The organism is Erysipelothrix aquatica, assembly GCF_009828775.2.
Classification (GTDB): domain Bacteria; phylum Bacillota_I; class Bacilli_A; order Erysipelotrichales; family Erysipelotrichaceae; genus Erysipelothrix; species Erysipelothrix aquatica.
The window spans coordinates 16321-29933 of the sequence record NZ_WTSY02000026.1; the positions used below are offsets into that span (position 1 = coordinate 16321).

Here is a 13613-nt window from a genome sequence, read left to right on the forward strand (position 1 = left end):
AACTCTTATTCAAGAGTTTTTATGTATTCTTTAAAGATTGTTCCCCGCTGCTCGTAGTTATCAAATTGATCATAACTTGCACAAGCTGGAGATAATAGGACTACATCGCCACTAACAGCTATGTTTATGGCATTTTTGGTTCCATCAAGCATTGTTTTGACCACAACTGCATTAGGGAAAACTGATTTAATTTGTTCAGCACTTTCGCCAAAAACATAAATAGCTTTAATACGATTTGCGTAAGGACGAAGTCCTTCAAATGATATTCGTTTGTCAAATCCACCAGCAAGTAAGATGATATTTTTGTCAAATGCTTTTAGCGCAACTTCTGTGGATTCAGGATTAGTTGCTTTAGAGTCATTATAATAGCGAACACCATTCACTGTTGCTACATACTCTATACGATGTTCTACGCCAGTAAACGATGCAATCACATTTTGGATTGTCTCAACTGGGACATGAGCCCGATAGGCCATATACGCTGCGATTGCGGCGTTATAAATGTTATGCTCGCCAACAATTTTTAACGACGTTTGATCAAATAGTCTAACATCCCGATACATAATATGCGTTCCATCACGATAAATATCTGTATTTTGATTTTTAAGCGAAAGGGTTATTGTTTCGCCTTGATAGTTTTGCGTTAAGCGTACGATATTTGCGTCATCCATGTTCTTCACAAAACATTTAACATTTGGCAAAATACGTACCTTTTCAGCATAATATGCCTCAGCATTGCCGTCATACCGATCCAAGTGGTCAGGACTTAAGTTTAATATCCCGTAAACATCCGGTGCAAACGAAGGCGTTCCTTCCATTTGAAAAGCTGAAATTTCTAAAGCAACATCACGCGCCGCATCCCCATCTTTAAAGACTGCTTCACTTAATGCATAACCCACATTCCCAGCAAGCAACGCATTGGCATTTTTCGACACGAGCATTTCATGTAACAGCGATACAGTCGTTGTTTTACCATTCGTTCCCGATACGGCGTAGTACGTGTAATGAGGTGCAAACCATGTTGCTACTTCAATCTCGTTAACGACCGATTCGAATTTGCAGACTAAGGGATGATTATTGGAAATTCCAGGATTCTTAACAACTACATCATACGGCTTTACTAAATTTAAATCACGGTCATTGAGTGACACATGAATACCTAGGCGCTCTATTGCGTCACGCTGTGGGAAATCTTGGTTTGTGGTAAGCGTAACATCATACCCCTTAGCGTTCAAAAGTTTAGCCACAGCTAAACCCGAACGTGCACCACCGATAACTAATGCATTCATGTGAGTGCAATCAAGACTGATCCAATCACCATACACACAAGTCCGATTGCATAAAATAGATTTACAACATCTGTTTCTTCCCAACCATTTAATGTAAAACTATAGTGAATTGGTGTATAACGGAAAACACGTTTTTTACGAATTTTCCACGAAGTACGTTGAATAATAACACATACTGTTTCAAAAACGAAAACACCACCAACAACTGCAAAGATAAGCTCGGCACCCAATAGCACTGAAATCGCTGCAAGCGCTGCTCCCAATGCCAACGACCCAACGTCACCCATAAATATTTTTGCAGGTTTACGGTTAAATACTAAGAAGCCAATTAAGGCACCAATTAAGGATAGTATAAAAAGAAGTACACTATTACGACCTAATTTAATTGCAAGATACGCAAACGGAATCAGTGCAATCAAGGTTGTTCCACCTGCTAAGCCATCCATACCATCTGTTAAGTTTACAGCATTGGATGCGCCAGCAAACATAAACATAATCAAGAACAAGTAACCAATTCCTAGATCTATCGGTTGTTTAACAAACGGAATTGCGAGTAAATTATCGCCTCCTGTTTGAATATATATCACGTAGAACACAACCGATAAAACAAGCTGTGAAAGCATTTTTGCACGAGGTGAAATACCATCATTTTTTCCTTCAGTCACGATTTTGTAATCATCCACAAAACCAATAAAAGCGTAGCTTCCAAAGACAAGGACCAACAACCATAAATCACGATTAACATTGAATCCATTTAGGATTAATGCTACAACAATTGGTACAATAACAAACAATGCGCCCCCAAATGTTGGTGTTTTTTTCTTATTCTTAAATGCGTCTAGTGCATACTCACTCACAGTTTGCTTTGACCCTCGTGTTTCTAAAAAAGCAATGAAACGAGGATACGCTAAGATCGTAAGTATTGCTGAGGCAACAAGGCCTAACAATGCGATTTCCATATACAATTCTCCTTAAATCTGTACTATTATACCAAATTTATGACAATTTGACACTGATTGTTGTGTCGGCGCTCAGTACAGTACCCGCTGCGACACTTTGTGATGCGACATATCCAGAACCTTCAATTGATATGACATAACCAGTCATCGACATGAATGAAGTAACCTCTTTATGAGACCATCCCGTCATATCTGGCATGACAATTTCACTTCCCCCGGTATATAAGATAACCCGTTCATTCGCAATCATATTCGTTTCTGGCAACGGGAATTGTTTAATAACATGTGATCCATTTCCAGCACGAATCGGTGTGAGTCCGTGTGATTTAACACTTTCCTCTGCGGTCACTGCATTGGTATTCGTATAGTTTTCTAATGCTGTTGGTTTAACAGCTTCAATTACGGAATTTCCGTTTGCTTGACTCACATTCATCGCATTAACGGCCGCTTTCACAATTTTATTAACATGAACTGCAGAATAGTCAACATCGTGACCATATTTCGCAGCATAAGATGTATAAACAATCACCTCAGGATCGTTGTAAGGGAATCCCTGAACACTTGAGAAGATATAATCTTCTTTCGAGTAGACTCCATTTTCAACATATTGAGCCGTTCCGGTTTTCGCAATAACTTCAACATCTGGGCTATCAAAACGACGTGCCGATCCCGTTGTAACAACTTGGCGCATCAAATCACGCATGTGTGCCGCCGTTTCTGGCGAATAAACACGTCCTAAATTTTGCGTTTTTCCAATTTGCACCTTTTCTTTTGTGACTGGATCGGTAAATGAATCTATGATATACGGTTTAATTAAACTTCCGTCTGTCATCACCGTCGTATAAGCTTGCGCAATTTGCGCTGAGTTCACTGTAAGAGCATGTCCATAGCCTCGCGACAATTTGGACGCTGGTGACATATCATCTGGATTGTAATATCCTTCAGAAGTTTTGACCCGGTCAATTTCAATAGGCTGAAAGAAACGAAGTTTGGTTAAATAGTTTTGATAAACATCGTAGTTAAGTTGATTTGATAACATTTCCGCTATCATAACGTTTGATGATACAGCATAACCATAATCATATCGGTACATCCCACTATCACTTTCGTTAGCATTCGTAATTGTATTTGTAGCATTTTCAGGCGACGATAAACGAATTGGATTCCCATTTGCATCTTCACCGACATGAAATGGACCTGTGTCATAGACAGCAGCATCATCCCATACACCTTCTTCAATGGCACTCGCAACTGTGAAGGTCTTCATCGTTGATCCTGGCTCATAGGTCCACGTTCCAACACGATCTTCGTAAACATTACCTTCTTTATTCGGGTCAAATCCAGGATATTCACCCCAAGCCAGGATCCGTCCCGTTTTTGCTTCCATAACCAGACCCCATGCCGCAGTTGCTTTAACACCCGGATCTTCTGTAATACCACGTAGTGAATCATCCAACTGGCGTTGAATATTAGCATCTAAGGTTAATTGTACATCTTGACCGTTCTTCGGTTCTTTACGATCGTCAACGGTACTGTAGAGTTTATAACCATCTCGATCTTGCTGGTATTTCTCATAACCATTGGTTCCACTCAACTCATTATCATAGAGTTGTTCAATTCCCATAGCACCTTTTAGCTTGTCATCTTCATCGTCATAATACGTATTTCCGATAAGTTTCGATGTTCCAGCCGTATTAGGATACTCACGGGTACGTACTTGTGTAAATCCTAATCCTTTAAGACCGCTCTCTTCAAGCTGTGCCTTCATCGATGCTGTTATATACTTTCCTTCATACCCAAACTCTACTTGTTTCGCATCTGTGTTCAGATGTTGTAGTGTAGTGGTTGGATTTTGTCCAATAATGCTACCAATAATTTCCGCAGCAGCTTCTTTATCATCAATGTGTGCTATCGTCCCATCAGCAGCAACACGTTCCGTGTCAATATTTGCTGATAAAGTATACGCAATAACATCCTGCGCAAGCACAACACCATTTCGATCTAAAATTCGACCACGTTCGGCCAATAATTTTTGATCGACTTTGTGTATTCCTTTAATCTCATTACCAATATTAGTCCCTGAGTTGAGATGGTACCCAAACACAGACACAATAAAAACATTGGCACCCACTACTGTAAAGGTGAGCGCCATGCCTAATGTGATCATCAATACTTTAAAATTAACAGAACGTTTCAAAACTATTCACCCTTAATCGTTACTGTATTCTTGCTCGCTTGAAGTCCTGCTTCATTTGCGATACCAACGATGCGTGTTGCGTCTCGTAATTGTTGGATGCTAACAGTTACGGATTCATTGGCAGTTTGAACATTCATAATTTCAGCTTCAATTTTTTGAATGTTGGTTGCAAGGTGTTGGTTTGTTGTCTTCACAAAGATTTGTGTTACAAATGTGAAGCATAGCGAAAGTGCGAAGATTGATCCAATCAATCCACTCCAACGTACTTTTCTTGTTTTCTTAACGATTATATGTTTTGCCATGTCTATTTTACCCTTTCGATTCCTCTTAAGATCGCACTGTGTGCACGATTGTTTGTCTCTAGTTCAGAAGTCGATGCTTTTATAGCTTTCGATACCAATTTGTAATCCAATACTTCTTCTTCAATAACTGGTATACGTGGGTTGACTTTAGTTGGTTTTCCGTATTTGTTAAAGATATTCTTAACAATACGATCTTCCAATGAATGGAAAGTAATAACCACAACACGTCCCCCAACGTTAACTGCGTTTATTGCTTGTTCGATAGCACTTTGTGCTTCTTCGAATTCGTTGTTCACTTCAATTCTTAATGCTTGAAATACTTTCTTTGCAGGATGTCCTTTTTTTAGATCTTTAGCTGGATACGCTGCACGGATACATTCAACTAATTCAAATGTCGTGGTTACCGGCCTGTTACTCATAATGTTTTTCACTATACGAGCCGCATACCGTTCTTCAGCATTCTCTTTGAAAATCCGGATGAGTTCAGTGTCACTGTACTCATTGACAACTTCATAGGCGCTCAGAGCTTGCGTTTGATCCATTCGCATATCAAGCCGCGCATCATAGCGATAACTAAAGCCGCGCTCTGGATCATCAAACTGTGGTGATGATACCCCTAAATCAAAGAGGACACCATCAACTGCTTCAACTTTTAACGTTTTTAATGTTTCTGCAAGTTGTGTATAACTCCCTTGCACAAATGTTACTTTATCGGAATATGCTTCAAGGCGCTTTTTTGTACGCTCTAACGCATCATAATCTTTATCAAACCCAATTAAACGTCCAGTAGTCAATTGCTTCACAATTTCGAAGCTATGACCGCCTGCTCCCAAGGTTGCATCAATATAGATGCCATCAGGTTTTACATTTAAGAGATCGATTGTTTCTTTAAGCATTACTGGTATATGTTTCATTCAAAAAACTCCGTTAGAGATTCCGCGATCTCTTCAAAATTCTCACTAGCAAGTGCATAGTAGTTATCCCACTTGTCTTTATCCCATATTTCGACGTGATCACTCACACCGACAAGCACACAATTTTTCTCTAGTGTTGCTTCTTTAACAAGATGACTGGGAATACGGATACGCCCTTGTCCATCGATATCACATTCAGCGGCCTTCGACATAATCATGTGCGTATACATACGCGCCTCACGTTTTGTTGAAGGAAGGCGTTTCAAGTTCTCATAAACTTTAAGCCATTGATCTTGTGTGTAGATAGCCAAACAGCCGTCAAGCCATCGGGTAACAATCATTGTTTCACCGAGTTCATCACGGAACTTAGCAGGTACGATGATACGTCCCTTGCTATCGATTGTATGTTGGTACTCGCCCATGAACATGACGTAACACCCCACTTTCTACCACTTTTCACCACTTTCTACCACTATATTATCATAAACGTTCACGATAGTGTACGGAAACATAAAAAAAAGAGCTGTTTTCACAACTCTTGTAGAAAAATTTAAGAAGTTTGGCAGTTACTTGTGATAATTTGAGTCTAAGGTAACCCCACTCATCTTTTCGAAGAAAAGAACATAGGGACGACGGATTAATAGCTGAATCCAGTAAATCATTCCAAATAGAATGACACCCGCAATGATTGCACCCCCACCCATAATAATCATCGGCTCTTCGAAAAACAGTAATGATTCACTCAACGCATTCACAACAATCCCTGGGCTATATAGTACAAAGAAAACTAACAATGCTCGCCATAGATAGCGGAATACTTTGAAGGACAGTTCATGAGAATTGAAGCGAGTCTTCAACACTTTGCTTCCAACAGTATATCCTTTTGTAAGATACGGGACGAACACAAAGTAAAGCACAAAGACAATCCCGTTTAGAACTGTATCATTGATGGGTCTATCCATGACACGAAGACCAACCGCGACCACCATCACTAAAATGTTAATCACGATGAGATCGACTACAAATCCCGTGAATCGTTTCCAGATAGTAACGTGGTTCGTATAATCTTGATGTCGTTCGAGCATTTTATCCTGATTTGGCAGCACACTCATAAACAGTGGGGCAATTGCATAACCAATAAGCCCTCCGAGTGTGTTGAGCATCAAATCATCAACATCGAAAAGACGATACGGACCTGGATAAATAAAGAATAATCCAGAAAGTTGACTTAACTCAAAAAATAATGCAAGTGCAAAGGACATCATAAAAGTTTGGAGCAATGAGCGCTTAAAGAAATAACGTAAATATACACCGAATGGTATCGTAAGAATAACATTGAAGAGCACTTGCGTCACAACAGGTTGTTTGAGTGCACTGATGTATGTTGATGGATTGGATAATACCAAGCCTGCTTCATTGCGGATATCAGCAATAAACTGAAACGGTACGAGTTGCATCATCTCTCGATATGAGCTGTGAACAGATTCTCGTGCTGGTAACGGAAGAATTACCATAAAATAAGCATTCATCATATAGTAGAGAAATGAGAAAATGATAAATGTGCGAAATAATGGAATGACACCATATTTACGGTATTGGTAAATTGTGTACGGCATTGTAAATAGAAATGCCAGAACCGGAAAAATAAACAGAGCGGTTTTAACCGGATAAATAAATGATTGCATAGCGTTCCCCTTTTCCTATTAATACTAGCAAAAGAAAAGACTCAAGGAAAGTCCTTAAGTCTTAAATTCGTGTATTAATTAGTTTCTTTAAAGAGAACACTTGATAGAAGTGAAAGCGCAAAACGAGTACGAAGTGCAATTAATGCAACAATGTAAACAATTCCTGCACCAGCAATCGCAACCAATGTTCCAATTCGACCTGGCATCACACTTAGTAGTGGTCCTTTCACTAACAAGAGGAACACTCCCATCACTAAAGCAGATAACAGAATCTTGGTCATGTCTTTAACGATATATTTAAAGTATGTTTTTCCTATCAGTTTCTTAGCACTCTTGAAGAGTGGTACAACTGCAATTAGTGCAGCTACAGAATAGGAGAACGAGAGTCCAGCAAGTGGATGTCCTAGTTTTCCAAATAAGAATGGGAAAATAATAAGCCCAATGATAAAGACAATCGTTACAAAGACGGTATTGCGTACCGGTGACTTCATGTCATGATATGCATAGTGAATTCTAAAGAGTAATTCGCGCATACCCATTGCAAGAAGCACCAGTGCATCTGCAACAAAGATTGGAACGATGATATTTACATCGGCTGCAGTTACTTCACCACTCAAGAAGACAAATTCAATGATAGGACGTGCTAATGTAATAAACCCAACAACAGCTGGTGTTACAAACACGAAAATCATTAAGATTGCATCGTTGATTGATTTGTTAAGACGTTTGTTATCATTATTTACAACATTTTGAGCAATCGTTGGATAGGATACATTAAGAATCGCAGTAATGAATATCCCTGATACAAATCCGATTAGCTTTGTAGCGTAAGACATATAACTGTATCCACCGACAGGCACAAGGACTGTCGCAAAATTTTTCATAATAATATCGTTTAATTGACCTAAGACAGCCGATAAGAGTAACGGTAATGCTAATGTAACCATCAAGCGTAAATCTTTATCATTTAAGTCAATCACCGCACGATAATCGAAGCCCATCTTTTTCATATAAATGAATATGACTGCAGCTTGGAAAATTAATGCAGCAAGTTGTCCATATGCAAGTAAGAGCGTATTCCCACTTTTATTTGCAATAATAATCGCAACAATAACAATTACGTTTGATGGAATTGTCACCAATGCAGGGATAATAAAGTTTTTCTTGACGTTTAGATATCCACTTCCGAGTTGAACTATGGCAATCGAGAAGATTCCAAAGGCGATAACTCGTAAGAATGGTACGGCATACAACATCGCTTCATGACTTAAATTTGAAGCAAATAAGAAAATTACAAATTCAGGTAATACAAACATCAAGACCATCATGACCATACAGAATAGCAACATGATATTTAAGATATTACTTGTGAATCGGTTCGCGCGATCTTCGTCTTCATTAAGAATTCGAGTTAGCATCGGGATAATTCCCGTTACCAAGACTGCTCCAATGATTGAAAGCACACTATTTGGAATGGTAATAGCAAGTGTGAATGAATCTGAAACTGCACCAAATCCAAAGTTAGAACTAAGCGTTATGTCTCGTATAAATCCCAATACTTTTGAAAGTATGGTTATGAACATAACGACAACGGTCATTTTTTTCATAGTTTCTACTTCCTTAGCGGATTACGCGCCATTCTAATTCAAGTTGGACATCATACGTATCTTTAACTCGTGTTATGCATTCATTGATAACAGCTTTCATATCCGCAACCGTTGCGTTTCCAGTGTTAACAATAAATCCTGGGTGTTTTTCTGATACCATTGCTCCCCCAGATGTAAAGCCACGAAGATTGACACCATCGAACAATTTCCATACGAAGAGTGAGTTTCCATCTTTGTCTTTTGGACGTTTAAACACACTTCCAGCATTTGCGAAATTACGCGGTTGTTTAACGTAACGTTCATGACGGTAGTAAAGCATCTTCTCAAGGGATTCGTTATAATCGCCTTCAGGAGCACTAAGCCCTGCTCGCAACATGAAGACGGGCATTTGTGTGAGTCGTGAATAGCGATAAGCAAAGAATGCTTCATCCGGCTCAATACGTTCCACCTGATCTGTCTCATAGTTATACACTTCAATCCAGTTTACATATTGGCCAATAGCATACTGCCATTGTCCGGCATTCATAATCAATGCACCACCCATGGTGCCAGGAATATCTTCACAGAATTCATAGCCTCCTATAGATTGTTCACATGAGAACCATGCGAGACGATTGAGACGTGTCCCAGCTTCAACGACGATTTCTCCATCATTGAGTTCGATATCGTTTATCATCGATGTGATAATAAATACCGTGCTGTCATCAAAATAATCTTGATCAAACATCATATTTGATCCATTTCCAATAATTACAATTTTTTTATCTTTAAATGCTCGCAATGCTTGCACGAATCCATTGATCGTGTGCGGCATTACAATCGTATCAGCTTTAACATCTAATCTTAGTGTATTGAAGCGTTTCAAAGACGCATCTCTCATTACGAAGTATTCAGTCATACAAACTCCTTTTTTAACGTGTAGTCATCAACCTAAAGTCTATCATTTTTAGGGGTCATTATTCAAGTTCTGATAGAATTTTCGGCACATCTGCTACCGTGATAATTCCAATCGGTTTTTCGTTCACAAATCCTTGTTCGGTAATAATCATTGCAATCATAGATTGCCCCTTTTCATGCATCCGATTAAAGATCTTTAACACATCATACAATGTTGTCTCACCACTGACAAAAATAACTCGCGAGTCTTTTTCGTAGTACTTGAGGATATCGTTCACAGTATATTGTTTAAGGTCTAACGTAGCGTCAGCATTTTGTTCTAAGAACATTTGATAAAGGCGCGTGTGCAATAAACCAACATACCGGTTATCCCGATAAACAGGTACAGCTGAATAGTTTTGCTTACGTTGAATTTTTAAAATCTCCGAGAACGATTCGGTTCCTTCCGCAACAAACACACGATTCATCGGAAAGACATCGCGAATACGACGAGGTGACTTCAAAGCTTTGATAATCAATTCCATTGTCGCAATTACAGAATCATGAGGCTCAGCAATTGCTTCGTTTTTCCCTGCACGATTATGAACGATGGCATTCCGAAGCTGGCCGAACTCAGTCAGCTCGTTTTTATAGGTTCCAAATACCGGATGTTTCGGTGCGGCCATATGAACCATTTGCGAAAACCCAACATTTGGGCTGCCCAAATAGTCTTTCAAGAACATTTCAATCGTTACAAATGCATCAATAAATTTTTCAGAATTTTTGGTATCCATTATGACTCCTCACTTACTGTCATTATATCATCAATTTGACGTCGAATTTCTTGCAAACTTTCAGCATTTGGCCAGTAAACATAATACTTGTAATCTGATGGTAACGAATAAACCTCTTGCATGTCGCCGGTTCCGCCAAGTATTGCCTCATGGATGGTCCAACTGTTGTTTTGAGATAAGTGTTGTGACAGTAATTTTGATATGTCGTCCTCTGTTAAATTGGTATCGACCATATCTTTGAAGTATCGACTCAATTGTGGAATTTTCATCATGTGTTCAGATGACGAAATCCTCGTAATAATTCCTTTTAGTAAGGCTTGATGATTCGCTACCCGCGCAAGATCACCTGATTCGATATTATAACGCTCACGTGCAAATTCTAATGCCTGCGTGCCATCCAAGGTATTCATACCTTTTTTGATATGCATTCCTGAATCAGTCGTAAACTCATTATCTGAGTAAACATCTACACCACCTAGAATATCAATGATATCTACTAATCCTGTAAAGTTTATTCGGACAAAATAATTAATCGGCTGGTCCACAAGGTTTTCAACAGTTTTAACAGTACATGAGATTCCATAAAGTCCTGCGTGTGTAAGTTTATCGAGCGATCCATCCTCACACCCAAGCGGTACATAAGTATCACGTGGTAGGCTTACACTCAACAATGACTGAGTTGCTGGATTAACTGCAACAATCATATTCATGTCACTTCGTGATCGAGTCACTACATCACCATAGAGATCAACACCACTTATCAATACTGTGAAAGGTTCCTTCGTAACATCAACAGGTTTTACAATCTCTGGACGTGCTACTTGAAAAACAATTTTCTCAGATACATGAGCCCATGATTCGAAATCTGTTTCAAAGAACATAATATCTTGTAAAACGTTGCTTTGAGATAAAATACCATCGATTTTTTCAGACTTAAGATCATCGACTAATTGGTTGGTATCTCCGTAATGGATTAATTCTGCTTTAGCAACTTGTTCGTTATTTTTTTTAACGTCCGCTAACGTCTCTTTAGTAAAATGACCGTAATAGCCAACTTTATTTATTGTATCTGCATCAACAACGTCATTACGACGCACTACCACAAATTCCAAGACTTCATAGTCTTTAGCATCGGATAGATTATCAACAAATTGTTGTCCCAACACAAACCCAAAAGCAATAATCAACATAGAGACACCTAAGGTATATCGCCAGATTGATTTTTTTGTTAAGAGTAAAACTAACATTGAAAGTGCCCCACACGCAAAGATTAGTATCAATCGATACTGCATCGGTAAGAATCGCATACTTAAAAGTGACATCACTAAGATGGCACTCGCTATGACGATGAAGATTGTTGCATAAGGTTTTACCGTTTTGTTTTTCATCCTGTCACTTCCTTTTCCCACAAAATCACATAAAAAAAGTCTTGTTATCCAAGACTATTTTTATTATTTAACCTCTTTACGGTCAACACGATGAGGTACTTTCCACTCACCTGTTTGTGGGTCTTTAGCTAGAGTTACTCTAGGTAATTTGTAATGTGTACGACGGCTGTTTTTGCGAGCCTTAGAAGTACGTCTTTTTGGAACTGCCATGTTTTCACCTCCGTTTAATCAAACTTGAAATCTTTCAATTTCGCGAGTCTAGGATCAATTTCTTGACTTTTTTCGTTTATATAATCTTCTTCAGTCATCACTACCCAGCCATCACCTTCAGGATATGTTTCCAAATCCGGGTGAACTGCTTTCAGTGGCACTTCAGCAAAGATTGCATCCATAAAATATGGAGACAAATCAAGTGTTTCCCCTTCAACTTCTTCTATACCTTCGTCTTCTGGTCCTAATGGATCAAAACTAAACATATCATCCACACGAACTGAGAATTCAATATCAAATGGACGTAATGTTATCGCACAAGGCACTGTCATGATCCCCTCAACCCGAAGATCTAAAATCAGTCTTGAAGAGTGGCTGTCATAATAACCATGACCTACTGCGAAGATATCACGTAAACCTAAGAGACGAGGGTTTTCTTTAAGTCGTGTTGGGTCTAATTCCACAGCCTCATCCAAATCGATACGTTGTGACGTTAGCTTGTCCAAATCATTTCTAACAAAAATCATACTCTCACCTACTTTTTTAACGCTACTTAATTATAGAGAAAAGCACCTATCTTGTCAAACGAATTGTGACTGATTTGGTGCTTTCTTCTGATTATTAATTTATTTATTGTAATCTGTTCTTTTTTTAAATTAGTTTCAATGTATTTTGAACAGAGAATTATCCTAAAATTGCATTCAAGTTAATAAAATAGCCACGACCACGAACGGTTCGAATTGAATCACGGCCGAGTTTGTCACGAATGTTTTTAATGTGAACATCAACGAAACGGTGGTTCACACTCTCATCATCACGCTTTTCTGGATAGAGTGTTTCCATAACTTCTTGACGTGTTACAATATTCTCTTTCGCATCGATAAGCAACAAGAGAATTTCTTTTTCAATCGCGGTTAATGAAACCATTTGTTTGCCACGTTGTATTGTATTGGTCAGGTTATTTATTTCTAAATCATTATCCAAATAACGAATTGGCTCATAGCCAGAGTTACGTGTCTTTTTCAATGAATCACATTCTGTTACAGCTTTCAGTACATAGGCTTTAATCAAATCAATGTTAGCATCGCGATGTGTATGGAATCGAATATCACGTTGAATGATTTCTAGCTCCGTTTCATCACCATCATCATGCAACAATACAATCGCAGAGTTCTTATTTTGAAATTTCAAAATCTCATAATAATCAATCCAGTTGAATCGTTCCATATGCGCATCCATAACAAAGCAAATATCTCCATAGTTTTGTGTCAATGCCTCTAATGGCGTTACCACATCAACGATGGATTTTATGCCCGTTAAAGCGTCTCGAAGCTCATGGCTTTTAAAGACGTCCTCACTTATAATTGTAATCATAGAATACCCCCCTGATTT

General features: G+C 38.7%; 14 protein-coding genes. All 14 read right to left on the reverse strand.

Going from position 1 to position 13613, the window contains the following annotated elements:
- Window positions 1-5: 5 nt before the first annotated feature.
- A complete protein-coding gene (gene murD, locus GVV20_RS07740; RefSeq protein ID WP_159740813.1) occupies window positions 6-1289 on the reverse strand; it encodes a UDP-N-acetylmuramoyl-L-alanine--D-glutamate ligase in 1284 nt (427 codons plus the stop codon).
- Window positions 1286-2248, reverse strand: coding sequence for a phospho-N-acetylmuramoyl-pentapeptide-transferase (gene mraY, locus GVV20_RS07745; RefSeq protein WP_159740814.1), 963 nt, complete (start codon window positions 2246-2248; stop codon window positions 1286-1288). Before mraY ends, murD begins: the two co-directional genes overlap by 4 nt.
- 37 nt (window positions 2249-2285) lie before the next feature.
- Window positions 2286-4445: a penicillin-binding protein gene (locus GVV20_RS07750; RefSeq protein WP_236261797.1), complete on the reverse strand. Its 2160-nt coding sequence runs from the start codon at window positions 4443-4445 to the stop codon at window positions 2286-2288.
- A 2-nt stretch (window positions 4446-4447) separates the two neighbouring features.
- Entirely contained in the window at window positions 4448-4747 is a 300-nt protein-coding gene (locus GVV20_RS07755) for a cell division protein FtsL (protein WP_159648212.1), read from the reverse strand.
- 2 nt (window positions 4748-4749) lie between these two features.
- Window positions 4750-5661, reverse strand: a complete 912-nt coding sequence (rsmH, locus tag GVV20_RS07760; protein WP_159740815.1) for a 16S rRNA (cytosine(1402)-N(4))-methyltransferase RsmH — start codon at window positions 5659-5661, stop codon at window positions 4750-4752.
- The gene (mraZ, locus tag GVV20_RS07765; protein ID WP_159637956.1) at window positions 5658-6089 is read right to left on the reverse strand and encodes a division/cell wall cluster transcriptional repressor MraZ; all 432 of its coding nucleotides are present in this window, start codon (window positions 6087-6089) and stop codon (window positions 5658-5660) included. The genes rsmH and mraZ overlap by 4 nt, the downstream gene beginning before the upstream one ends.
- A 138-nt stretch (window positions 6090-6227) precedes the next feature.
- On the reverse strand, window positions 6228-7346 hold the full coding sequence (locus tag GVV20_RS07770) for a VanZ family protein (protein WP_159740816.1): 1119 nt from the start codon (window positions 7344-7346) through the stop codon (window positions 6228-6230).
- A 74-nt stretch (window positions 7347-7420) separates the two neighbouring features.
- Entirely contained in the window at window positions 7421-8953 is a 1533-nt protein-coding gene (gene murJ / locus GVV20_RS07775; RefSeq protein ID WP_159740817.1) for a murein biosynthesis integral membrane protein MurJ, read from the reverse strand.
- A gap of 13 nt (window positions 8954-8966) precedes the next feature.
- Window positions 8967-9851 carry a UDP-N-acetylmuramate dehydrogenase gene (gene murB / locus GVV20_RS07780; protein WP_159740818.1) on the reverse strand — a complete coding sequence of 295 codons (885 nt, stop codon included), beginning with the start codon at window positions 9849-9851 and terminating at the stop codon, window positions 8967-8969.
- Window positions 9852-9909: 58 nt separating this feature from the next.
- The gene (locus GVV20_RS07785) at window positions 9910-10623 is read right to left on the reverse strand and encodes a CBS domain-containing protein (protein WP_159740819.1); all 714 of its coding nucleotides are present in this window, start codon (window positions 10621-10623) and stop codon (window positions 9910-9912) included.
- Window positions 10623-12011: an LCP family protein gene (locus GVV20_RS07790; RefSeq protein ID WP_159812820.1), complete on the reverse strand. Its 1389-nt coding sequence runs from the start codon at window positions 12009-12011 to the stop codon at window positions 10623-10625. The genes GVV20_RS07785 and GVV20_RS07790 overlap by 1 nt, the downstream gene beginning before the upstream one ends.
- Before the next feature lie 63 nt (window positions 12012-12074).
- Window positions 12075-12221, reverse strand: a complete 147-nt coding sequence (rpmF, locus tag GVV20_RS07795; protein ID WP_159637968.1) for a 50S ribosomal protein L32 — start codon at window positions 12219-12221, stop codon at window positions 12075-12077.
- A 14-nt stretch (window positions 12222-12235) separates the two neighbouring features.
- The gene (locus GVV20_RS07800) at window positions 12236-12748 is read right to left on the reverse strand and encodes a YceD family protein (RefSeq protein WP_159637970.1); all 513 of its coding nucleotides are present in this window, start codon (window positions 12746-12748) and stop codon (window positions 12236-12238) included.
- A 157-nt stretch (window positions 12749-12905) separates the two neighbouring features.
- A complete protein-coding gene (locus tag GVV20_RS07805) occupies window positions 12906-13595 on the reverse strand; it encodes a winged helix-turn-helix domain-containing protein (RefSeq protein ID WP_159637972.1) in 690 nt (229 codons plus the stop codon).
- Window positions 13596-13613 lie beyond the last annotated feature (18 nt).

Excerpts from the sequence above, each read along its gene's own strand:
- murD (WP_159740813.1), bottom strand. The coding sequence starts at position 1,289 with ATGAATGCATTAGTTATCGGTGGTGCACGTTCGGGTTTAGCTGTGGCT.
- mraY (WP_159740814.1), bottom strand. The coding sequence starts at position 2,248 with ATGGAAATCGCATTGTTAGGCCTTGTTGCCTCAGCAATACTTACGATC.
- GVV20_RS07755 (WP_159648212.1), bottom strand. The coding sequence starts at position 4,747 with ATGGCAAAACATATAATCGTTAAGAAAACAAGAAAAGTACGTTGGAGT.
- rsmH (WP_159740815.1), bottom strand. The coding sequence starts at position 5,661 with ATGAAACATATACCAGTAATGCTTAAAGAAACAATCGATCTCTTAAAT.
- mraZ (WP_159637956.1), bottom strand. The coding sequence starts at position 6,089 with ATGTTCATGGGCGAGTACCAACATACAATCGATAGCAAGGGACGTATC.
- GVV20_RS07770 (WP_159740816.1), bottom strand. The coding sequence starts at position 7,346 with ATGCAATCATTTATTTATCCGGTTAAAACCGCTCTGTTTATTTTTCCG.
- murJ (WP_159740817.1), bottom strand. The coding sequence starts at position 8,953 with ATGAAAAAAATGACCGTTGTCGTTATGTTCATAACCATACTTTCAAAA.
- murB (WP_159740818.1), bottom strand. The coding sequence starts at position 9,851 with ATGACTGAATACTTCGTAATGAGAGATGCGTCTTTGAAACGCTTCAAT.
- GVV20_RS07785 (WP_159740819.1), bottom strand. The coding sequence starts at position 10,623 with ATGGATACCAAAAATTCTGAAAAATTTATTGATGCATTTGTAACGATT.
- GVV20_RS07790 (WP_159812820.1), bottom strand. The coding sequence starts at position 12,011 with ATGAAAAACAAAACGGTAAAACCTTATGCAACAATCTTCATCGTCATA.
- rpmF (WP_159637968.1), bottom strand. The coding sequence starts at position 12,221 with ATGGCAGTTCCAAAAAGACGTACTTCTAAGGCTCGCAAAAACAGCCGT.
- GVV20_RS07800 (WP_159637970.1), bottom strand. The coding sequence starts at position 12,748 with ATGATTTTTGTTAGAAATGATTTGGACAAGCTAACGTCACAACGTATC.
- GVV20_RS07805 (WP_159637972.1), bottom strand. The coding sequence starts at position 13,595 with ATGATTACAATTATAAGTGAGGACGTCTTTAAAAGCCATGAGCTTCGA.